The sequence below is a fragment of the Granulicella tundricola MP5ACTX9 genome, assembly GCF_000178975.2.
Taxonomy (GTDB): domain Bacteria; phylum Acidobacteriota; class Terriglobia; order Terriglobales; family Acidobacteriaceae; genus Edaphobacter; species Edaphobacter tundricola.
In genome coordinates this window covers 3,558,665-3,578,082 of sequence record NC_015064.1, presented here as the reverse complement: position 1 = coordinate 3,578,082, position 19,418 = coordinate 3,558,665, and the positions used below count along the sequence as shown (strand labels likewise).

Here is a 19,418-nt window from a genome sequence, read left to right as displayed (position 1 = left end):
ACTTAATCCTCCTATACGGAGGTCTCTCGAAGATGTTTCTTCGAGACGGAAATCCTGCGTGATTCTGGCAGAGATCTCCGCTTTGGCCGGCCTCGGAGAGGCCGCGCCTTTGCATAGACTTGTGCCAGCTTGAATTGTTCTTCCGAGAGGCGTGGATAGAGATCCTTGAGCTCTACGCTGGTTGTATCAGCCTCAATAAGGCTGGCCACGTCATAAACCGGGATTCGAGTCCCGCGAATCACCGGCGTACCGGAAAGAATCTCTGGGTCCTCGATGACCATATCCTGAGCCCTTCCAAGTTCATTGAGGCGACCGTTTACTTCATCCCAAAGGCCTTGAAATCCGACCTCGATTGCTCTCGACTCTTGGAGTTTACAGGTGCGTAATTCAACCCAGGTAGGGCATCGGCTTGACCCTTCCGAAATCAACCGCTGCCGGGCAGCGGACGTCAGCAGATCAGCCGTCTCAAACCAGAAGGCAATCCAGAGACAAGCATCTCGACTTACGGTTCGAGTCGCAGTAGTTCGATAGAGGCTGATTGGGAGAATTTTGCGATCAATGGCGCGGTTCACGTCATCGACCGACACTCCCGCGACTACTGCAGCTTCATTTGTGGTCAGAATTTCCAAAGTCGAATCCATTGGCGATCAACCCTCACCATGATCATAATCCTTCTCAGCGTTGAGTATAATTAATGATGTCGTGGTTTAGAGAAGCTGAACGTGTGAAGGTCCGACCGCGCGGTCTTCGACGTGACGTTCACAAACCTGTGAGCTGGCCCGCCACGACCCAGCTCACGGCCCAAAAGTTTGTGTCAAAGACCGCCCAGAGGGCCGGTTGTACCGGTTTTGCCGGTTTATAACTGCTTTCCCGTCAATAACTTAGCTTTTGCGCGTCTCCATGGCATGGAAGAGGTCATCGGTTCGATCCCGATCAGGTCCACCAATCAATCTTCCGTAATAGCCCCTCCAGACAACTTTTAGCCCATGTTGCCAGTTTTACGGCCAATGACGGATTTGTGCGCTTTGGATTCTTCTCCGGAGAGACGTCCAGCCTGGCTACGGCTGCGTCCGGCTTCGTGATTCTCCTTTTCCTCGTCCCCACGATGCAAGCCAAGCACCGGGAAGTGGGATCAGCGGGTCCATTTACTCATGTCTCGCAAAGTCGTTGCATAGCGACACGATCTGGTCGGAAGCCGTTTCAAAGGGCATGAGCCGACTCCCCTGCCTGCACCCTTTTGTCGATCAGCAGGAATCGGTCAGGCGCCCGCCAGGAAATAGGACGGGGCTAAGCTGCCATGCTCCTGCGATAGGCCCGTGTCTGGGCAGCAAGCGCCCAAGAACGGCTCTGTACCCTAGGTCGAGGGTCCGAAAGCCCGGCGGCGATCAGGGTTGATTTAAAGGGTTTGGGCTTCCCACTCGAGGGGAATTTCGCTGTGGCGGCGACAAAGGTGAGCCCGGCATCATGCTTTCCGCTCAGGATAGCCTCAACATGCTGAGGCGCAGGTGCCACGCAGCGGAAAACCTTCTGCGCGTAGGACCTTTCGATGCGGTACTCTGTGGCCAACTGATTGAGCTCGGAGACTTCACCTGCTGCAATTCGGTCCGCCCACTCTCGCGCCAACGCGACTGCTCGGGTCAGTGAAGATACAGGTTCCGTCTCAGCAGAGTGTCTCCCAGTAATGACAAGCCGGACCTGTTGTCCCCGTCGCCTCATCTCGAAGGGAACCTTCAAGGTGATGGGCTCCATTGAGACTGGACCACTTGGTGAGTCCAATAGATCCGCTTCAAGGCTGGCACGTTCTATCTCGATGCTCAACTCGCAGTCTGCAACAACGATTCAGCGTAAGAGGGAGCGCGTCAGAATCCGAGATGCCGATGTGGCAAGATCCGAGATTCGTAAACCCTTCTCCTGGGCAGACGACAGCAGTCGCTGGGTGTCGCGAATGAGCAGCTTTCTAAAGTGCTCTGAGAGCTGGAGTGGATTTTCAAGCAATTCTCGGAGAGCTTCAACAACAGCCCGCTCCAACTCGAGCGCGGGAAGACGCGCTGCTGCGGCGCCTGAGGCTACGTCGGCATCAGCAAAATAATAGGAGTAGCGCCGGTTTCCCTTCGTAGCGTGAGTCGGTGCTAACCGGCGATCATCCGGGAGAGACAGCAGACCTCTCAAGAAGCGTTGTGAGTCTGAGCTTGGGCGGCCCTTGTTTTTCGGCTCGTGGGACTTCATCATGGCTCTGACCGCATCCTAAGTTCCCCGATCAACGATGGCCTCGTGCAGCCCATCATGCACCTTGTCCTTGTGGATGAGCTTGCCTATATAGATGGGACTTGCTAAGAGGTAGTACAGACCGCCGCGGGAAAAGACCACTCCGCCCGAGGTCACACCCTTTCGGCTCGTCCACCGTTTACTTCGGACGCCGGAAGCCCTAAGAACTTTAGCCAGATCGAGAACCGAGCCGAGCCGCAGGTACTGTCTGAAGATTTCCCTCACTTGCTCAGCCTCCTCAGGATTAATGATCAATTCGCGCTGGCCGAGGTCATAGCCAAGCGGCACCTTACCGCTCATCCAGATGCCCTTCTTCTTCGAAGCGGCCACCTTGTCGCGGATACGTTCCCCGGTGACCTCCCGCTCAAATTGAGCGAAGGATAGCAGCACGTTGAGAGTCAAGCGTCCCATGGAGCTGGTGGTATTGAACTGCTGGGTGACGGAGACAAAGCTGATTCCCTTGCTGTCGAAAGCTTCCACAATCTTCGCGAAGTCAGCTAGTGATCGGGTGAGTCGGTCACCTTGTAGACGACCACTGTATCTACTTGGCCGGCGGCGATGGCAGCGAGAAGCCTCTTCATCCCAGGCCGCTCCATGTTGCCGCCTGAGAACCCTCCGTCGTCGTACATGATTGAGATTGCTGTCCAGCCCTCGTGCAGTTGGCTCAGGATGTAGGCCTCAAAGGCTCCCCGCTGGGCGTCCAGAGACTTAAAGGACATGTCCAGGCCCTCCTCTGAGGACTTACGGGTGTAGATGGCGCAGCGCTTGGGCGACGGGTTCATTTCGCCTCCCTCAGCTTCGTCCCGAAGAAGACTGGCCCCGACCAGCGGCTGCCGGTGATTAGGTTGGCAATCGGCGACAGGCGCTTGTACATGAGACCTTCGTACCGGTACCCGTCGGGCGTGATCGTCACCTCGTATGTTGTTCCCCTTCACGCGCGAACGATGCGCGTATCCGCTTTGAATCGGGAGCTTGCCTTACCGGACTGCCGGTTGTCGGGTTTAAGGCTCCTCAGCACCTTTGCGAATTGCCTCTCACTCTCACTTCGAAGGCCTCCATAGGCACGCTCTTGAATCTTGTAAGCGAGCACCGGTCGCATCATTGAGGGCCTGAGCCTCAGGCTGGCTGGCGCCCCAATCTGCTGAAGCCATAGCTTGCGTAGCTGTTTGCTGTTCGCTCCGGCAGTCCTATTGAGCACGTCTGGAGCAACCGTTACCTGCTACGTTCCGTACAACAGTGCTGTCCTGGTCAAACCGTTCTGACCTAGCCACTCGTGGGTGATTTCACTACTGCCCGTTGGGCGATGTAAGACAGCTTCATGCACACCTTTGTTCAAGCTCCCTAGGCAAATATGAAGACTGACCCACCGCGATCAATCCGCCTGGCAGGAAGACGTCTCTATTTCGAACTCGAAACCTTGTCGTAGAATATTGCCATTCAGGTACGACAGAAGGCGGACAGCGTTGACCCTCAGGAATCTGGCACGTTGCAGTGTGTTGCTTGTGTACATCATGTCGGCGGGCGCGCACGCCCAAAGCCCTGCTCCGCAGTCGCCGCAACTTCCGGAAGACAAGTACCTCTGGCTCGAAGACGTCTCCAGCGCCCGCTCCATGGATTGGGTCAACGCTGAAAACACTCGCTCCTCCAGCCACTTCGAGGCCGACCCGCGCTTCGCCGCCGACTACGCCGACGCCCTGCGCGTGCTTGACGATCCGGACAAGCTGGCCATGCCCGGACTCAAGGGCGACGTGGTCTACAACAACTGGCGCGACAAGGATCATCCGCGCGGTCTCTTCCGCCGGACGTCGCTGGCCGACTACTTGACCCCCACGCCGCACTGGCAACCGGTCCTCGATGTCGACGCGCTGAACAAAGCTGAAAGCGCCAAATGGGTGCCGCGCGGCGTAACCTGCCTCTACCCCGGTGACCAGGTCTGCCTCGCCGGCCTCTCGAACGGCGGCGAAGACGCAGTCACCGAACGCGAGTTCGACCTGAAGGCCGCGAAGTTCGTCGATGGTGGCTTCGTTCTGCCGCACAGCAAGCAGAGCGTCAGCTGGCAGGACAAGGACACGCTCCTGGTCGCACGGGAGTGGGGTCCCGGCACGCTCACCAACTCCGGCTATCCCTTCGTGGTGAAGCGCTGGAAGCGCGGCACGCCCCTGGAGTCGGCGGCAGAGATCTTCCGCGGCCAGCCAACCGACGAGGTCGGCTCCTCGGCTCGCGTGATGCATGACGCCTCCGGCCACCGGTTGGTGGTCTTTCACCGCGGCGTCACCTTCTTCACCAACCAGACCTTCGTGGAGACCCCCGGAGGCCTCAAGCAGTTGGCCATCCCTCCCAAGGCGGGCCTCGGCGGCATGATCGACGGCCAAGTGCTCATCGACACGCACGAGGACTGGACGACTGACACAGGCGCTGTCATCAAGGCTGGCTCCCTCGCCGCCGTAAAGCTGGAAGACTTGTTGCGCGACCCCGCCCACCTGAAGCCTGAGATCGTCTTCACACCCTCGGCAAAGGAGTTCATGGAGGGTGCAGCACCCACGCCCCATCACCTCCTGCTCACCACGCTGGATAATGTCCAGGGCCGCGCCTACCTGTACAGCCACGGCCCTGCGGGTTGGACGCACACACGGCTCGCGGTACCGGAAAACTCCTCGGTCGGCGTCGTCTCCACGGATGAGACCAGCAGCCGCTTCGTGCTCTCGGTCACCAGCTTTCTCACGCCTACAACGCTCTACCTCGGCGATGCCGCCACCGGTTCGCTCAAGTCCATCAAGACTGCACCCGCACGCTTCGACGCCAGCCGCGACACCGTCGAGCAGCTCTTCGCCACCTCGAAGGACGGCACCCGCGTGCCTTACTTCGTCGTGCACCCCAAAGATATGAAGCTGGACGGCTCCAATCCCACCGTGCTGACGGCCTACGGCGGCTTCGAGGTTTCGGAGACCCCGAGCTATAGCGCGATTACGGGTAAGCTCTGGTTGGAAAAGGGCGGGGTCTTCGTACTGGCCAACATCCGCGGCGGCGGCGAATTCGGCCCCGCCTGGCATGAAGCCGGCCTCAAAACCAAACGCCAGGTCATCTACGACGACTTCGCCGCGGTCGGCGAGGACCTCATCCGCCGCAAGATCACCTCCACGCCGCACTTGGGCATCCAGGGCGGTTCGAACGGCGGCCTGCTCATGGGCGTGGAGATGACAGAGCGGCCCGATCTCTGGGGAGCAGTCATCATCGAGGTCCCGCTGCTCGACATGATGCGCATCGAAAAGATCGCCGCCGGCGCCAGCTGGTCCGGCGAGTACGGTTCCGTCTCGCACCCCGACGAGCTGGCCTTCTGGCTCGCGCACTCCCCCTACAATCAGCTGAAACCCGGCGTAAAGTACCCCGAACCCTTCATCTGGACGACCACCAAAGACGACCGCGTCGGCCCCCAGCACGCCCGCAAGTTCGCCGCGAAGATGGCTGAATTTCATGAGCCTTTTTACTTCTATGAGGTGATCGAGGGTGGCCACGGGAGCGGTGCGGACTCCAAGCAGACAGCGCACACGGATGCGATGAATTTTGTGTATCTGAAGGAAAAATTAATGAAGTAACGAGGCTCAAGGCTGCCAAGGGTTGAGCGAGGTCACATGAAGTCTGGGAAGTCGCCGGGGTCGCACTGCAACCCATTCATTGTTGGCTTTTGCTGTTGAGGAACTGGCAAATAGGGTGCAGATTCGCTGCTAACTTCCCTGTTAGCAGGGTCATCAACCAGAGAGAGGTTCAATATGAACTGCTTCCTCCCCTACAAACCAATGAGAGCGAACCTGAGCTGCCCCTCTACGGGAATCGTTTGGTGTCGGTTGAACGGTACGTTGAAGCGGTAGGCGTCGATGGCAGATGCGTATGGCATTCCTGTCACACATCAGAACTGCCTAGAGCAGGCATTCAAGCAGCTTGGGAATGATCGGAGATGCATGATCAGCAGGCCACATCAAAGCCAGTTGAACCTGGAGCCGACTATTGCGAATCGGTTTCAACACGACGCCTTTACGAGGCAGCGCTTGGATCGCGGCTGGAAGGATGGAGATTCCAAAGCCGGCTGAAACAATGCCGAGGGCGGTTTGTGCAGTCGAAACTTCCTGGATATGGAGAGGTTGGAAACCTGAATCGGCACACTCTGCCAGGACTGCGTGGTACAGAACCTCTGCCACTTCTGGAGCGGGAAGGACGAATCTTTCCTTGGCAAGCTCCTTGACCGCAATTGAGTCTCGGGCTGCGAGCGGGTGAGACTCAGGAAGAGCAATGACCAGTGGCTCCGGTGTGAGTTCATGATGAGAAAACTCATCGTCAGGCAGCGTGTACATGATCGCCACGTCTAGTTCGCCTTGTCGAAGCGCTTTGCGCTGCGCAGACGTACCCATCTCCCGGAGCGCAACCTCGATCTCTGGATACTTATTGCCAAGTTGCTTGAGCAGGTGAGGGATGACGGTGAGGCCGGCAGTGCTCTGGAACCCAATGACGACCTTGCCAACCTCTCCTCGGACAGCTCGTTGAGCCGCGAGTTGTGCGCCCAGGAACACGCGAAGGCTGTGTTCCGCCTCACGCTCGAAGACGCGCCCAGCTTCTGTAAGTGAGATTCGTCTTCCTTTGCGCTCGAAGAGTTCAACTCCCAACTCCTGCTCTAACTGCTGCATGTTCTGAGTCAAAGCGGGCTGAGCGATATGAAGGCGTTCAGCAGCGCGCGTGATGTGAAGTGTGCGTGCGACCTCAAGAAAGTAGCGGAGATGCCGATTCTCAATCATGTAGGGCCCTCATAGGCGGATTCAGGCATTTTCTCCATTGAACAGCCATTCCACTTTTGATTCTAGGTATGTTGTCGACGATGCATCAATAAAAATGATGATAAACACCATTAGATAGTATTGGAACCAATGATTCGCCACATGATCTAAAGGGATGTGCGGCAAATGAATAACAATTCCGGCGGGTTCACCGAAACACAGCATGAGTCGAGAGCCATCGGTGCCACCCTGCTGGCCTTCACTTTGGCTACCGGGATGGAGCAGTGGACTGGAAATGGGCTTAGTGTCACGCTGACGGATCTTACGGGGACGCTAGGTTCCTCCGCCGATGAGGCAAGCTGGGCGATCACACTCTACGGAACCGCCTTTGCTGTCTCTGTCGCGCTCACGCACCGTCTGGCGAACTTGCTCGGCAATCGCAGGCTCATGAGCTTTGCGTGCCTCCTGTATGCAGTCACCTCCCTCGGTTGCGCGGAGAGCTCCACGCTTGCCCCATTCCTCTGCTTCCGCGTGCTGCAAGGCTTCGCCGGCGGGGTGTTCCTGGCCAGGACATTGGTCTTCATCACGCACCAATACGAGCGGAAGGACCGCGCAGGCAGTCTTCGGCTTTACGGCGCTGGTTTCTTCTTCATCGGTCGGCTCTTAGCGCCGATCCTGTCTGGATGGTTCGCCGATGTCCTGAGCTGGCGGCTCTTATTCGTTGCCAATGTACCGGTGATGCTTCTTGCGGCTTGGCTGTTTCATCGCTACGCCGCTCCGTATTGGAGTGATGACATTGAGGAGCAACGCGCGGACATTCTCGGCATCGCTCTCCTGCTCGTGGGAATCTGCTCCCTGCAGACGGTCTTGAGCCGCGGTGAGATCGATGACTGGTTCGGCTCGAACAGGATAATCTTGCTCACGACCATTGGCGTCGCCTGCAACCTCCTCTTTGTCGCCTGGCAGTTTGCACCGCGCAATCGCGGACCCTTGTTGCACCTCGCCCAACTCCGTGACCGTGGACTCTTCTCGGCCGCGGTCCTTGGCGCCGTGCTTGGGATGCTGCTGGGTGGCAGCCTGTATGTGTTGCCTCAGTACCTGCGGCGAGTTGAATCGCACTCAGCGTTGCAGACCGGCGAACTCATGTCGATCAGCGGAGTTGCGGGAATCGCGATGCTCCTGATCGTGCCCCAATTAGCCAAAGTGATTATGAAGGTCGGCGGAAAGGCCGTAATGGCATTCGCCCTCTTCGTCCAGATGCTCTCCATGGCGTGGCTCGGCTACATCATCACCGGCGATACCCCCGACCGCAATCTCTGGATTCCGTTGGTCCTGAATGGCATCTTCGTTGGCATCTCTGTTCCCAGCCTTGCGCTGGCCGCGTTTATCCGGATGGAGGACAAGCATGCCTCCAGCGCTCGCGCGATCTACTATGGCGCCCGCCAGCTTGGTGCTTCTCTGGGCGTCACCGCGGTGGTTGTTCTGATCGATCGCAGGGCCACTCTTCATTCCTCGAGACTGATCGAAAGTCTTTTCAGTCGCGATCTTTCGATCCTTGGCGTGACGATCGATCCAAACAACGCTCGCCGAGTAGCAGGGATCATCACAAAGCAAAGTCTGGTCCTGACCTTCGCCGACGTCTTCTATGCCATGGCCGCGTTGGCCGCGGCGATGCTACTGTTTCTACCGCTACTGCCATCGCTTGAAGCCACCTCTCCCGCAAAGGTAGATCCAGAAGGCGCAGCTTCTTTGAAGCCTTTCAGCGGGCACGTTATTGAGTCATCCCTATGAAAAATAAATTACTGCTAAATCAAATTGCCCTGCTGGGGGCCGCCCTCGTCTTCCTTGCGCCAGTGATTGATGCACAGAGTACGAGCAGCAACAGCCCACTCTCAAACAGCATCGCTACGCCACGTCCCTTTGACCCCGGTACAAACACGACGAACCCGAGTGCCTTGGCTGTCCAAGCGCAAAATCCTTACCTCGGCAGCGTCGCCACCCGACCGCTTACTCTAGGCGTGCTTCCGCTCTCGCTCACCGAGGTCGTTGATCTTGGCCTGAAGGCAAACCTGGGCCTGATCGATACGGAGCAGGAACACGCGCAGTCGCGCGCGGCAAGAATGCGTGCCCTGTCGGTGCTGCTCCCACAACTGAACGCCGAGCTCATCGGAGCTTTCAGGGATTTCCCGCTGAACACCATCGGTGCTCAGAAGCTTGGTCTTCCCAACATGATCGGGAACTTCAACTATCAGACTGCCGACATCTCTCTTCAGCAGAAGGTTCTGGACATCTCCGCGCTTCACGAAGTCAAGGCTTCTCATGCCGAGGAGCAGGTAAGCGAAGCGTCTTTAGCGGATGCAAGAAATATCGTTGTGCTTGCTTCGACGAGCGCCTACCTGCAAGTGCTTGCAAGCCAGTCGAGGGTGCAGGAAGCGCAGGCCGAGCAGGCGTCGTCCCAGGCGCTGGAATCGTTGCTCAAGGATCGGGTGAAGCGCGAGGTTTCTCCGGAGATCGATGCGATTCGCGCAACCGTGACGAGAGAGAGTGCAGAACAGCGCTTGGCTCTCGCTCAGGTGCGGCTTGAAAAAGACAAGCTCGGGTTGACCCGCATCATCGGTCTACCCGTGGAGCAGGAGTTCACCTTGACCACCGACCTCGGCTTCACGAAGGCACCTCAGCAGGATCTCGATACGCTCGTTCAAGAGGCAACCGCCTCAAGGCAGGACCTGAAGGCCGCTGCCGCCCGCGTGGAGTATTCAAAGCAGCTTGTCAAAGCGCAGACTGCGAAGCGTCTTCCCGAACTTGAGATCAAGGCGAACGGCGGAGAAACGGGCGTCAACTTCGGACATGCCTACGGAACCTACGAAGTGGCCGGCCGCCTGAGCGTGCCGATCTTCACCGGCCGCCGCATCGAAGCGGATGTGCTGACCGCTGAAGCCACTCTTCATCGCCGTGAAGCTGAGTATCAGGATCTACAGCAGCGCACCCGGTACGACGTGCGCTCTGCCGTGCTCGACCTTCGGGCGGCCGATACTAGCGTAGAGGTCGCGAAGACAAACCTGCACTTGGCCAAGGAAGGTCTTCGCCAGGCAAAGGATCGTTTCGAGGCTGGCGTTTCGAATAGCCTTGAGCTCATCCAGGCCCAGCAGGCCGTTGCCAGCGCGGAAGACAACGATATCGCAAGCGTCTACGCACACAATCTCGCAAAGCTCCTCCTGGTTCGTTCCACGGGAACCGCGGAGCGCGATTACACCACTTACTTGGGAGTCCAGTAGCCATGTCCGACATCAATTCCAATCACAGCCGCATCTCGGTATCGCTCACCGTCGTCGCGCTCCTCATCCTGCTTTGTGGAGGAGCCTTCCTGTGGTCACGCGATCACGGCTCCGTCTCTACCGATGACGCACAGGTTGATGGCCACGTTCACCCCATCAACGCCCGCGTGGGAGGCACCGTCGTCTGGGTGAATCCTGATATCGACGACACAAAATTCGTCAAGGCAGGCACGGTGCTGGCGCATCTCGATACGAACGACTACCAGCCTGCGATCGACCGCCTTGAAGGCGATGTGCAGGCGCAACAGGCGCAGTTGCAGACCGCTGAACTTGCGGTGCCGATCACCCAGACGACAAGCTCCAGCAAGCTCGCATCCGCGCACGACTCAGAGGCTGAAGCCGAGGCGGAGCTTGCCAGCGCAAAGGCCGGCGTCCGCGCTGCCTCGGCCCAGGTCCAGCAGGCGGAGGCGAGCTCCCGCCGTGCGGAGAACGATCGCGCCCGCTACGAGCAACTCGTCAACTCGCATGAGATCTCACGCTCTGAGTACGACACACGCATGACCGACGCGAACGTCACAGCGGCGCAACTCTCAGCCGCCCAGGCGAACCTGCAGGCGGCCGATCAGAAGGTACAGGCCGCGGAACAGCATATCGCCGAGCGCAAACAGGATGTGCTCTCTGCCGCGACAGCCCCGGAGCTCGTAGCCACCGCCCGCAGCAGCGTAGAGCGCGTCTCGGGCGAGCTGAAGAAGTCGAAAGCCGCATTGCACGACGCACAGTTGAACCTTGGCTACACCGACATCATCGCTCCCGTCAGTGGAATCGTCGGACGCCGCAGCATTGAAACAGGTCAGAGAATCGCCCCGGGCCAACTACTTCTCAACATCGTTCCCACCGACGACATCTGGGTTACTGCAAACTACAAGGAGACACAGCTGCGCCACGTCCAACCCGGCGCGCCCGTGACGATCCACATCGATACCTACGGCAGTGATATTCAGGGCTCGGTAGAAAGCATCGGCGGTGCAACCGGCTCGAAGTACGCCCTGATCGCACCGGATAACGCCACGGGAAACTACGTCAAGGTCGTCCAGCGGATTCCAGTCCGCATCCGTCTCAAGACTGTACTCGCCGATGGCCGCCCTCTTCTTCCAGGCATGTCAGTTGAAACCAGCGTGAGGTAAGCGCGGCGTCCCATCGTTACCGATCGATCTCCCAGGGCCTCATCGTATGTTCGTGCCGTTCCATATCGACCCGCGCACCCTTGAACGCAACGCCCTCCAGCTCCAAGCGCGCCCGTTGCTCATCAGCGCCGGCCCCGCGCAGCTTGATCTCCCCACCCGCGCCAAGGATGCGATGCCAAGGCAACTGATCGGCCGGACCCGTCCGTAGCAGCTTCGCCACTGAGCGATGGTAGCGCGGGTAACCGGCCGCCGCAGCGACCCCGCCATAGGTGCTCACCTTGCCCGGGGGAATCGAGAGGATCATATGACGAAACGCAAGATCGCGTTGCTCGTTCTTGCGGAGCGAATCCCTCAACAGGCTACGCTTTACTCGCTCAACGGTGAACTGATCGAACACCTGCCCCTTCGCCATCTCGCATCTCCTACCTACACGTTACGTGCCGCAGAACGTGTAACGAACCTGCTCCTGCGGTTGAGCGGGCGTGGTGTACTTCGTCAGTTCCGGACGATCCTCAAACGGGTGGCACACAGCCTCGAGCAGACCTTCAAAGAGCGTAAAGTCTTCCTGCCCGGCAGCGGCCTCCAGAGCCTGCTCCACCAGATGGTTCCTGGGAACGATCGCCGGATTCGCGTGCCGCATAGCCGCAACGCGCTCCGCAGCCCCCGGTTGTTCCCGCAAGCGAGACCGCCATTGCGCCGCCCAGACATCGTAAGCCTCGGGAACAGCGAACAAAACACGCACCGCCCCATCAGCCTCAGCATCGAGCGCCGCATCACAAAGCCGCCGGAAGGTCAGCGTGAAGTCAGCCTCATTGGCCGCCATGCGCTCCAGCAGGTCCAGCGCCAGGGCAGCATCGCCCTCCTGCTCCATGGACAAGCCAAGCTTGCGGCCCAATCCAGCCATGCGAGACGCCTCAAATTGCGGCTGAAAGCCCGCAAGAGCCTCCTTCGCTGAAGCAAGTCCCGCTTCTTCGCCCCCTTGCTCTTCCACAATCAACGGAAGCAAACTCTCCGCCAGCCGAGTCAAATTCCACAGCATCGCACGGGGCTGGTTGTCGTAGGCGTAGCGGCTCTGCTGGTCGATCGAGCTGAAGACCTTCTCCGGATGGTAAGCCTCGAGAAACGCGCACGGGCCGTAGTCGATCGTCTCGCCGGAGATGGACGTGTTGTCCGTGTTCATCACGCCGTGGATGAAACCCAACATCATCCACTGCGCCACCAGGCGCGCCTGACGGCCGATCACACCCGTCAGCAGTGCAAGATAAGGCCCCGCTGTTTCAGCAGCTTCCGGGTAGTGCCGAGCAATGGCATAGTCGGCCAGCTTGCGGACCGAGTCCGTATCGCCCCGCGCGGCAAAGTACTGGAAGGTCCCCACGCGCAGATGGCTCGCAGCCACCCGGGTCAGCACCCCTCCCGGCATGAATCCCTCGCGCATCACCTCTTCGCCGCTCATCACCGCCGCCAGAGCCCGCGTCGTGGGTACGCCCATGGCTGCCATGGCCTCACTGACGATGTACTCGCGCAGCACCGGCCCCAGTGCGGCTCGCCCATCGCCTCGCCGGGAAAAGGGTGTCGGCCCTGAGCCCTTGAGCTGAATGTCATAGCGCTTGCCGTCGCGACCCATCACCTCGCCCAGCAGGTTGGCGCGGCCGTCGCCCAGTTGAGGAACGAAGTGCCCAAACTGGTGGCCTGCATACGCCATAGCCAGGGGTTCAGAGCCCTGGGCCACCCGGTTCCCAGCCAGGATCGCAACTCCTTCGGGGCTCGCCAGCGCATTCGGATCGAGCCCCAGCTTCACCGCCAGTTCCACGTTCAGCTTCACCAGGCGCGGAGCGGCGACAGGCGTAGGATTCAACCTCGCATAGAAGTGCTCGGGAAGGCGCGCGTAGGTATTCTCAAAGCCAAAATGCACAGGCAGCGGAGCCGCGGCTTCTGTCGGCAGTACTTTACGGAGGACGTTCAGCGGGTTCATAGCCATTGGATGTAATCCTATGGCTTTAGCTTCGAATCAGGGCTGCGCCGGAGTGATCGGCGGCGCACCGTGAGTCACATGACGCAGCAGAAACTCTTGGAACAAGGTGCCGAAGGATCCATACGCCACTCCCAGCAGCGTGTCGGACACCGTCACCTGGACCGCGTGCTGATCGCTCCGCGGATAATACGTTCCAGCGATGAACGCCGCACCCAGATTGCCCAGGACATTTGAGTAGTTGGGCTGAAAGTGGCCGTTATCGCCCTTACAGATCACCGTCGTGGAGATCGCATACAGCGCCCGAGTCACGATGCGGCCATGCCCACGGTAAAAGTAGCGGGGGTCCTGATGGAAGATCGAAGGGAAAAACGCCGAACCCAGAAACGTAGCGCTCAACCGGTTGCCATACGTCGCCGCATACCGCTGCGCATAGCCTGAAATGCCGGGGCCGTAGCCGGAAAAGTCGCCCTGCGCCTGCTCGATGCCCGCCGTCACGCCGGTCGTCATAAAGGTCAGCGGATCTGTGCTCACCACAAACGCAAGCTTGAACTTCTGCTTGCGCGTCAGTGGAGCGGCGTTTGAAACATAGCTGACATAGAAATTCGGCAGAATTCCCAGGATGCGCTGATGCTCTTCCGCGCTGATCTGCTGCTCCGCCAGATCTTCTTGCGTGATCGCGTTGACGGACGCGGTAATCTCCTCTACTCCTAGCTCCACCGTTGGCAACGCCAGTGCGTCATCCGCGTGCAGGATAATGTCCTCAACCTTCCACTGCGAAAAGCCCGGCGCTGAGATCCTCAGCATGTACTTTCCGGGCGGAACCGCAACAAAGCTGAAGCTTCCGCTGGCGTCCGAGGTCGCGGAACGTGTGACCTTGGTCTCCGTCTCTTCAAGCACAATTTGCGCGGTGGAGATCAACGCCTGGTCAGTATCGGTCACGGTTCCGGTCAGTCCGGCGCTGCCGGAAAGCGAGGCTTGCTGAACTGCGGATGGTGCAGCCGGAAGACTCTGGCCGGGCGCTGCCGGAGCAGGCTGCTGTGCGGATAAGCCCGCGGCGGAAACACACAGAAGACCCGCAACCCACAGATTCAAGCCACGATGGGCTGGAACCCTCTTCATCCATTGACGATCGATAGACACAGGATCCCGCAAAGACTTACTCCAGAATGGCACCGATAAAGTAGAACGGCCGCGTACAAGGCCGTAACTTGAGAGTAACCGCAGGCGTCACTTGTGGGAAGAAGACTTATGGGGGAGTTTCCCGAACGGTAAAAGCAGGAGCATCACATCAAACGAAGAAGCCCAACCGCAGGGCTGGGCTTTCCTTCAGAACTCCATCAGGCCTATTGGCGGCGTGCAACCTTCACAGCATCACCGGCGCGGGTTTTGACGGTGTCGTCGTCCTCTTCGAGCTCGTCGTTATCTTCATCTTCTTCCTCGTCGTCCTCATCTTCATCGTCCTCAAAGTCGTCTTCATCTTCTTCGTCGTCCTCATCTTCCAGGTCGTCGTCTTCCAGATCTTCGTCATCCTCGTCTTCGTCGTCCTCATCCAGATCATCGTCTTCGAGGTCGTCATCCTCATCCAGATCGTCCGTCTTCGGAGCGACGTCGAGGTTTTCGCTGCTCGCATGATCGGTCGGGTCGGCAGGCGCACCGGGCCGCTCAAAGCCCGCCGTTACATCCTGCCCCACCTTGCGGAAGTCGTCCTGAAACTCGGTGTCGTTTACAAAAGCCATGGTGATCTCCTCTACTTCTTCTTGACGGGTTGGATGCGTCTGAAGGCGACAGGTTAGCCGATGAAAATCCAATTAACCCGCAATTCAAGGTGGGCCCAGAGAAGGAAGAACACGAACGATGAGGGGGATGGTGCGCCCGAGAAGATTCGAACTTCTGACCTACAGCTTCGGAGGCTGCCGCTCTATCCAGCTGAGCTACGGGCGCGTAGCCTTATCGTAGCACCGCTGCTGCACGCAATCCACCCGTCCATTTGACAAGGTTCTCGCCCGCAGTCGAGCATCATGACGTAAGTGTCCCAAATACGTCTCAAGTGTGTCCCAGTTACGTCTCAAATGTGTTCCAGACTGCATGGGTCCACCCACTCCGAAAGCGAGATCAAATGTCCCTCCGCACGATCCTTAGCTCCGCTGCCCTTCTCACAACCCTCGCCCTTGCGCCGGCCGGCTTCGCCCAGGACGGCCAGATGGCCGGCATGCAGATGGCTCCCGAGTCTGGCAAGACCATGCCCAGCCCGCCCCAGACCGCAACGGTCACCCTAGCCGGCCAGACCCTCACCATCAAGTACAACTCGCCTCACATGAGGAATCGCCAGATCTTCGGCGGACTTGTTCCCTACGACCAGGTCTGGCGCACCGGCGCGAACCCGGCAACGACCCTGATCACGCCCGTCGCCCTCCATATCGGCAGCCTCCTCGTCCCCGCCGGGACCTACACCATCTACACCCTGCCGAGCCGCAAGAAATGGATGCTCATCGTCAACAAGCAGAACGGTCAGTGGGGCACGGAGTACAAACAGGAGATGGATCTCGGCCGCGTGGAGTTGAAGGAAAAATCCATCGCGGAGCCCCAGGAGGTCATGAGCATCTCGTTTGACGACATCAAGCGCGACTCCGCCGAACTCCACATCCGCTGGGCCACGACGGACGAATCAGTCAAGATCACTACACCTTAAATCCATAGGCGCGGCTGCCACCCAGGAAGCCGCGCCTTCAAAAAAAGTGCCCCTCAAGTTGGTCTTAAGCCTATAAGAATGAGTATTTTAGGCCTGTTTGGCCATAAAAGTGCGCGTGCAAGTCTGAACCTAAGTCTCATGTTTTGAAGACTTTACCCCATAACCATGGGGGGTAGGGAGGTACTTGCCCGGCCTACTTCTTCCCAAAATCGCATAGGCCGTGAGCGCCTTCAACGGCCCATCCGAGTACCAGCTATACCCATTGCGCCGCTCCAGGGAAAGCTCGTTCACGTCGTCATGGAGGCTCTTGTCCCGGTCTCCAAAGATCGGTTTACCCGTCTCGATGGAGTAGTAGCGCGCCCAGATCGGCCCACTCCCCGCATGAGCGACCAGATGCCGGCCCTCGGCATCCCTCCGGGACCCCGTCCACTCCTGCCCGTATACCTCCACCGACTTCAGCCAATCCACTCCATTCCTCACCGCAGCCCGTATCGCCGGGGAGGGGTGGGGCAGCCCCATCAGATAAATCAGAATATCCGCGCTCTCGCCGGTCGCAAGCGCAGGGGGCTCGTAGTTCCGGCCCGATTCAGGAGCCAGCGTCAGCGGGTCCTGCTGCTGCGGCCATCCCGTCCGTTTCCCATGCACCACAATCTGGGTCGTCACAATGCACTGCAGGGCACGCTGCATCGCCTCTGCCGATCGGTGCCGCAACTCTGCAGGGACGAAGGCATAGTCGCCCATGCCGCTCGTTGCCTGCGTCAGAAGATCCGCAGTTTCGGTGACGGCATTGTCGTTATAGGTGATCGCATCATGGTAGCCGCCCTCAAGAGGCCAGACCTGGGGCCACCCCCCATTAGGAAACTGCGCCGCCAGCAGGTATCGCAGTCCACGCAGGAAGCTCTTCCGATAGCTCTCCCCCTCCGTCCTTGTCTGTCCCGCAACGCGCGCCAAAAATCGCAACTCCGTATTGGTGGCGTCGTTGTCCAGAGTGCCGACGTAGTTCCAGTTCGGATCCTTCGGCGTGTCGAAGTCCGCTTCACTCGGATGACGAGACAAGTTGTCCGGCGCATAGCTCTGTCCAGGCTGGCGTAGCGTCCCTGCCATATCCATGTTCTTGCTCCACCCTCCGGCCGGAGTCTGGAAGCTCACAATCACATCCGCGATATGCCGAGCCTCAGCCGTTCCATACCAGGCAGCCTCGCGATCCAGCGGCATAGAGTGGGCCGACGAGCTCTCCTTCGGGAGGTCAGGCACCGCCATCCCCGGCTTCCGCTCACCAGCCAGAGCCGCCCGGTCGGCGGCACGCTGCTCCTCAGAGCGCTTCAAATAGTCCAGCCAGACCTTCTGCTGGCCCGCCGGAAGCTGCAGAATACGAGCTCTCGTAATGTCCAGAGCCGGCTTGTTCGTGCCGATCACCGACGCAAAGCCCGCAACACTTCCGCAGGCAAGCGCGATGGAGAGTCCAGCACGAAGCAAAGCCTTGCTCATCCGATTACCACTCCTTCGCGGCGGTATCCGGCTGAACGGGCTCCTTTGCGACGGGGGCCTTCCAACGCAGGATAGGCTTGCGCGCCGCTGTGGTCTCATCCAGGCGCTGCAGCCGGGTGGTATGGGGCGCGGTCTTGACCAGCTCCGGGTTCTCGGCGGCCTCCTGGGCGATCTGCTTGAGTGCGTCGATGAGAAGGTCAAGCTCCTCGCGGGATTCGCTCTCGGTGGGCTCGATCATCATGGCGCCGGAGACGACGAGCGGGAAGCTGACGGTGTAGGCGTGGAAGCCGTAGTCGATGAGACGCTTGCCCATGTCGCCGGTCTTGACGCCGTTCTTGGCCTGCAGTTTATCGCTGAAGACAACCTCATGAAGCGACGGGCGCTTGAACGGCAGCTCGAAGGTGTCGAGGAGCTTGGCGCGGATGTAGTTGGCGTTGAGGACGGCGTCCTCGGTCGTCTGGCGGAGGCCGTCGGGGCCGTTGGCGAGGATATACGCCAAGGCGCGGACAAACATGCCGAAGTTCCCGTAGAACATGCGGACGCGGCCTACGGACTGCGGGCGGTCGAACTGCAGGGTGAGCGAGCCGTCAGGTTTGGTCTCGACCGTGGGCTTCGGAAGGAAGGGCTCGAGGATCTTCTTGACGGCTACGGGGCCGCTGCCCGGGCCACCGCCGCCGTGCGGGGTAGAGAAGGTTTTGTGCAGGTTGAGGTGCATGACGTCTACGCCGAAGTCGCCGGGGCGGGTCTTGCCGACGAGTGCGTTCATGTTGGCTCCATCCATGTAGAGGAGGGCGCCTTTAGCGTGGAGGATATCGGCGATCTTGTGAATGTCCGACTCGAAGACGCCGATGGTGCTGGGGTTGGTGAGCATGAGGGCAGCGGTGTCTTCGTCGACCATGCGCTCCAGCTCTTCGAGATCGACCATGCCCTGGGCGTTGGATTTCAGGTTGGCTACTTCGTATCCGACGACCGCTGCGGTGGCGGGGTTTGTCCCGTGAGCGCTATCAGGGACGATGATCTTCTTGCGGGCGTTGCCTTTGGACTCATGGTAGGCGCGGACCATGAGGATGCCGGTGAACTCGCCGTGCGCGCCGGCGGCGGGCTGGAGGGTGATGGCGTCCATGCCGGTGATCTCGAGGAGGGCTTCCTCGAGGGTCTTCATGATCTGGAGGCAGCCCTGCGAGAGGGATTCGGGCTGGTACGGATGGGCTTCGGCGATACCTTCAAGCCGTGCGACAGCTTCGTTGACGCGGCCGTTGTACTTCATCGTGCATGAGCCGAGGGGGTACATGCCCAGGTCGATCGCATAGTTCCAAGTCGAGAGACGCGTGAAGTGGCGGATGATCTCGATCTCGCTCAGTTCGGGCATGACGCCAAGGTCGGTGCGCAGCGCGGGGCCGAGCAGCTTCTTGGCATCAATCGCCGGCACGTCCAACTCGGCCAGGCGATAGGCTTTCTTGCCGGGTGAGGACTTCTCGAAGATCAAGCCTTCGTTCTGGTTGACGTGGGTGGTGACTTTGCGAGGGGTGCCTACGAACTTCGTGTCTGACATGAGGTGATCCTTTACAGAGCTTCTGCGACTGATTCTGCGGTCTTGTCTAAGCTGGCCTCTAATGCGACGAGCCCAACGATCAGGCCGGTGACGAGCGATGTGCGCAAGGCCATGCGGGTGCCGGTCTTCGCCTTCGAGACCCAGATCATGCCTGGGACAAGTGCCAGTCCGATCAGCGCGACCATACCAATCTGTTCAAATTCCATGTTGATTCCGGATGACTCGGGCAT

15 protein-coding genes, 1 tRNA gene and 2 pseudogenes are annotated in these 19,418 nt (G+C 59.4%); 5 read left to right on the top strand and 13 right to left on the bottom strand.

What is annotated here, in order from left to right:
• Positions 1 to 11 precede the first annotated feature (11 nt).
• From ACIX9_RS24880 to ACIX9_RS27755, 4 genes and pseudogenes are all read right to left on the bottom strand, one after another.
• Positions 12 to 629: a DUF433 domain-containing protein gene (locus ACIX9_RS24880; protein WP_157477605.1), complete on the bottom strand. Its 618-nt coding sequence runs from the start codon at positions 627 to 629 to the stop codon at positions 12 to 14.
• A gap of 1,615 nt (positions 630 to 2,244) precedes the next feature.
• On the bottom strand, positions 2,245 to 2,565 hold the full coding sequence (locus ACIX9_RS27015) for a recombinase family protein (RefSeq protein WP_232298872.1): 321 nt from the start codon (positions 2,563 to 2,565) through the stop codon (positions 2,245 to 2,247).
• Between the two features lie 63 nt (positions 2,566 to 2,628).
• A pseudogene (locus tag ACIX9_RS27010) lies at positions 2,629 to 2,984 on the bottom strand (recombinase family protein); the annotation flags it as partial.
• Positions 2,985 to 3,043: 59 nt separating this feature from the next.
• Positions 3,044 to 3,463, bottom strand: a pseudogene (locus tag ACIX9_RS27755) (DUF2924 domain-containing protein).
• Positions 3,464 to 3,728: 265 nt separating this feature from the next.
• Between ACIX9_RS27755 and ACIX9_RS15455 the strand changes: the two are divergent.
• Entirely contained in the window at positions 3,729 to 5,858 is a 2,130-nt protein-coding gene (locus ACIX9_RS15455; RefSeq protein ID WP_013581434.1) for a prolyl oligopeptidase family serine peptidase, read from the top strand.
• 321 nt (positions 5,859 to 6,179) lie between these two features.
• Here the strand turns inward: ACIX9_RS15455 and ACIX9_RS15450 are convergent, their stop codons facing one another.
• Positions 6,180 to 7,049 carry a LysR family transcriptional regulator gene (locus ACIX9_RS15450; protein ID WP_013581433.1) on the bottom strand — a complete coding sequence of 290 codons (870 nt, stop codon included), beginning with the start codon at positions 7,047 to 7,049 and terminating at the stop codon, positions 6,180 to 6,182.
• A 165-nt stretch (positions 7,050 to 7,214) separates the two neighbouring features.
• On the opposite strand from ACIX9_RS15450, the gene ACIX9_RS15445 reads away from it, so the two are divergent.
• Genes ACIX9_RS15445 through ACIX9_RS15435 form a run of 3 tightly spaced genes read left to right on the top strand, consistent with a single transcriptional unit; the run spans position 7,215 to position 11,487 of the window.
• Entirely contained in the window at positions 7,215 to 8,819 is a 1,605-nt protein-coding gene (locus ACIX9_RS15445; RefSeq protein WP_013581432.1) for an MFS transporter, read from the top strand.
• Positions 8,816 to 10,303, top strand: a complete 1,488-nt coding sequence (locus tag ACIX9_RS15440; protein WP_013581431.1) for a TolC family protein — start codon at positions 8,816 to 8,818, stop codon at positions 10,301 to 10,303. Before ACIX9_RS15445 ends, ACIX9_RS15440 begins: the two co-directional genes overlap by 4 nt.
• 2 nt (positions 10,304 to 10,305) lie before the next feature.
• Positions 10,306 to 11,487, top strand: a complete 1,182-nt coding sequence (locus ACIX9_RS15435; protein WP_013581430.1) for an HlyD family secretion protein — start codon at positions 10,306 to 10,308, stop codon at positions 11,485 to 11,487.
• A 16-nt stretch (positions 11,488 to 11,503) separates the two neighbouring features.
• Here ACIX9_RS15435 and ACIX9_RS15430 read toward each other — a convergent pair whose 3' ends face one another.
• The 5 genes from ACIX9_RS15430 to ACIX9_RS15410 form a co-directional block, all read right to left on the bottom strand.
• Positions 11,504 to 11,899 carry an MGMT family protein gene (locus ACIX9_RS15430; RefSeq protein WP_013581429.1) on the bottom strand — a complete coding sequence of 132 codons (396 nt, stop codon included), beginning with the start codon at positions 11,897 to 11,899 and terminating at the stop codon, positions 11,504 to 11,506.
• 21 nt (positions 11,900 to 11,920) lie between these two features.
• Positions 11,921 to 13,465: a protein adenylyltransferase SelO gene (locus ACIX9_RS15425; protein ID WP_013581428.1), complete on the bottom strand. Its 1,545-nt coding sequence runs from the start codon at positions 13,463 to 13,465 to the stop codon at positions 11,921 to 11,923.
• Between the two features lie 30 nt (positions 13,466 to 13,495).
• On the bottom strand, positions 13,496 to 14,578 hold the full coding sequence (locus ACIX9_RS15420) for a carboxypeptidase-like regulatory domain-containing protein (RefSeq protein ID WP_083808459.1): 1,083 nt from the start codon (positions 14,576 to 14,578) through the stop codon (positions 13,496 to 13,498).
• A 224-nt stretch (positions 14,579 to 14,802) separates the two neighbouring features.
• The gene (locus ACIX9_RS25915) at positions 14,803 to 15,195 is read right to left on the bottom strand and encodes a hypothetical protein (protein WP_013581426.1); all 393 of its coding nucleotides are present in this window, start codon (positions 15,193 to 15,195) and stop codon (positions 14,803 to 14,805) included.
• Positions 15,196 to 15,323: 128 nt separating this feature from the next.
• Positions 15,324 to 15,400, bottom strand: a tRNA-Arg gene (locus tag ACIX9_RS15410).
• A 175-nt stretch (positions 15,401 to 15,575) separates the two neighbouring features.
• On the opposite strand from ACIX9_RS15410, the gene ACIX9_RS15405 reads away from it, so the two are divergent.
• A complete protein-coding gene (locus ACIX9_RS15405) occupies positions 15,576 to 16,148 on the top strand; it encodes a DUF2911 domain-containing protein (protein WP_013581425.1) in 573 nt (190 codons plus the stop codon).
• A 129-nt stretch (positions 16,149 to 16,277) separates the two neighbouring features.
• Here the strand turns inward: ACIX9_RS15405 and pelA are convergent, their stop codons facing one another.
• Genes pelA through ACIX9_RS15390 form a run of 3 tightly spaced genes read right to left on the bottom strand, consistent with a single transcriptional unit; the run spans position 16,278 to position 19,418 of the window.
• Entirely contained in the window at positions 16,278 to 17,636 is a 1,359-nt protein-coding gene (gene pelA / locus ACIX9_RS15400; RefSeq protein ID WP_013581424.1) for a pectate lyase, read from the bottom strand.
• Positions 17,637 to 17,640: 4 nt separating this feature from the next.
• Positions 17,641 to 19,188: an aminomethyl-transferring glycine dehydrogenase subunit GcvPB gene (gcvPB, locus tag ACIX9_RS15395; RefSeq protein ID WP_013581423.1), complete on the bottom strand. Its 1,548-nt coding sequence runs from the start codon at positions 19,186 to 19,188 to the stop codon at positions 17,641 to 17,643.
• An 11-nt stretch (positions 19,189 to 19,199) separates the two neighbouring features.
• Entirely contained in the window at positions 19,200 to 19,418 is a 219-nt protein-coding gene (locus ACIX9_RS15390) for a hypothetical protein (protein ID WP_013581422.1), read from the bottom strand.

Excerpts from the sequence above, each read along its gene's own strand:
- ACIX9_RS15425 (WP_013581428.1), bottom strand. The coding sequence starts at position 13,465 with ATGGCTATGAACCCGCTGAACGTCCTCCGTAAAGTACTGCCGACAGAA.
- gcvPB (WP_013581423.1), bottom strand. The coding sequence starts at position 19,188 with ATGTCAGACACGAAGTTCGTAGGCACCCCTCGCAAAGTCACCACCCAC.
- ACIX9_RS15440 (WP_013581431.1), top strand. The coding sequence starts at position 8,816 with ATGAAAAATAAATTACTGCTAAATCAAATTGCCCTGCTGGGGGCCGCC.
- ACIX9_RS15445 (WP_013581432.1), top strand. The coding sequence starts at position 7,215 with ATGAATAACAATTCCGGCGGGTTCACCGAAACACAGCATGAGTCGAGA.
- ACIX9_RS15450 (WP_013581433.1), bottom strand. The coding sequence starts at position 7,049 with ATGATTGAGAATCGGCATCTCCGCTACTTTCTTGAGGTCGCACGCACA.
- pelA (WP_013581424.1), bottom strand. The coding sequence starts at position 17,636 with ATGAGCAAGGCTTTGCTTCGTGCTGGACTCTCCATCGCGCTTGCCTGC.
- ACIX9_RS25915 (WP_013581426.1), bottom strand. The coding sequence starts at position 15,195 with ATGGCTTTTGTAAACGACACCGAGTTTCAGGACGACTTCCGCAAGGTG.
- ACIX9_RS15390 (WP_013581422.1), bottom strand. The coding sequence starts at position 19,418 with ATGCCCGAGTCATCCGGAATCAACATGGAATTTGAACAGATTGGTATG.
- ACIX9_RS15405 (WP_013581425.1), top strand. The coding sequence starts at position 15,576 with ATGTCCCTCCGCACGATCCTTAGCTCCGCTGCCCTTCTCACAACCCTC.
- ACIX9_RS15435 (WP_013581430.1), top strand. The coding sequence starts at position 10,306 with ATGTCCGACATCAATTCCAATCACAGCCGCATCTCGGTATCGCTCACC.
- ACIX9_RS15430 (WP_013581429.1), bottom strand. The coding sequence starts at position 11,899 with ATGGCGAAGGGGCAGGTGTTCGATCAGTTCACCGTTGAGCGAGTAAAG.
- ACIX9_RS15420 (WP_083808459.1), bottom strand. The coding sequence starts at position 14,578 with ATGAAGAGGGTTCCAGCCCATCGTGGCTTGAATCTGTGGGTTGCGGGT.
- ACIX9_RS27015 (WP_232298872.1), bottom strand. The coding sequence starts at position 2,565 with ATGAGCGGTAAGGTGCCGCTTGGCTATGACCTCGGCCAGCGCGAATTG.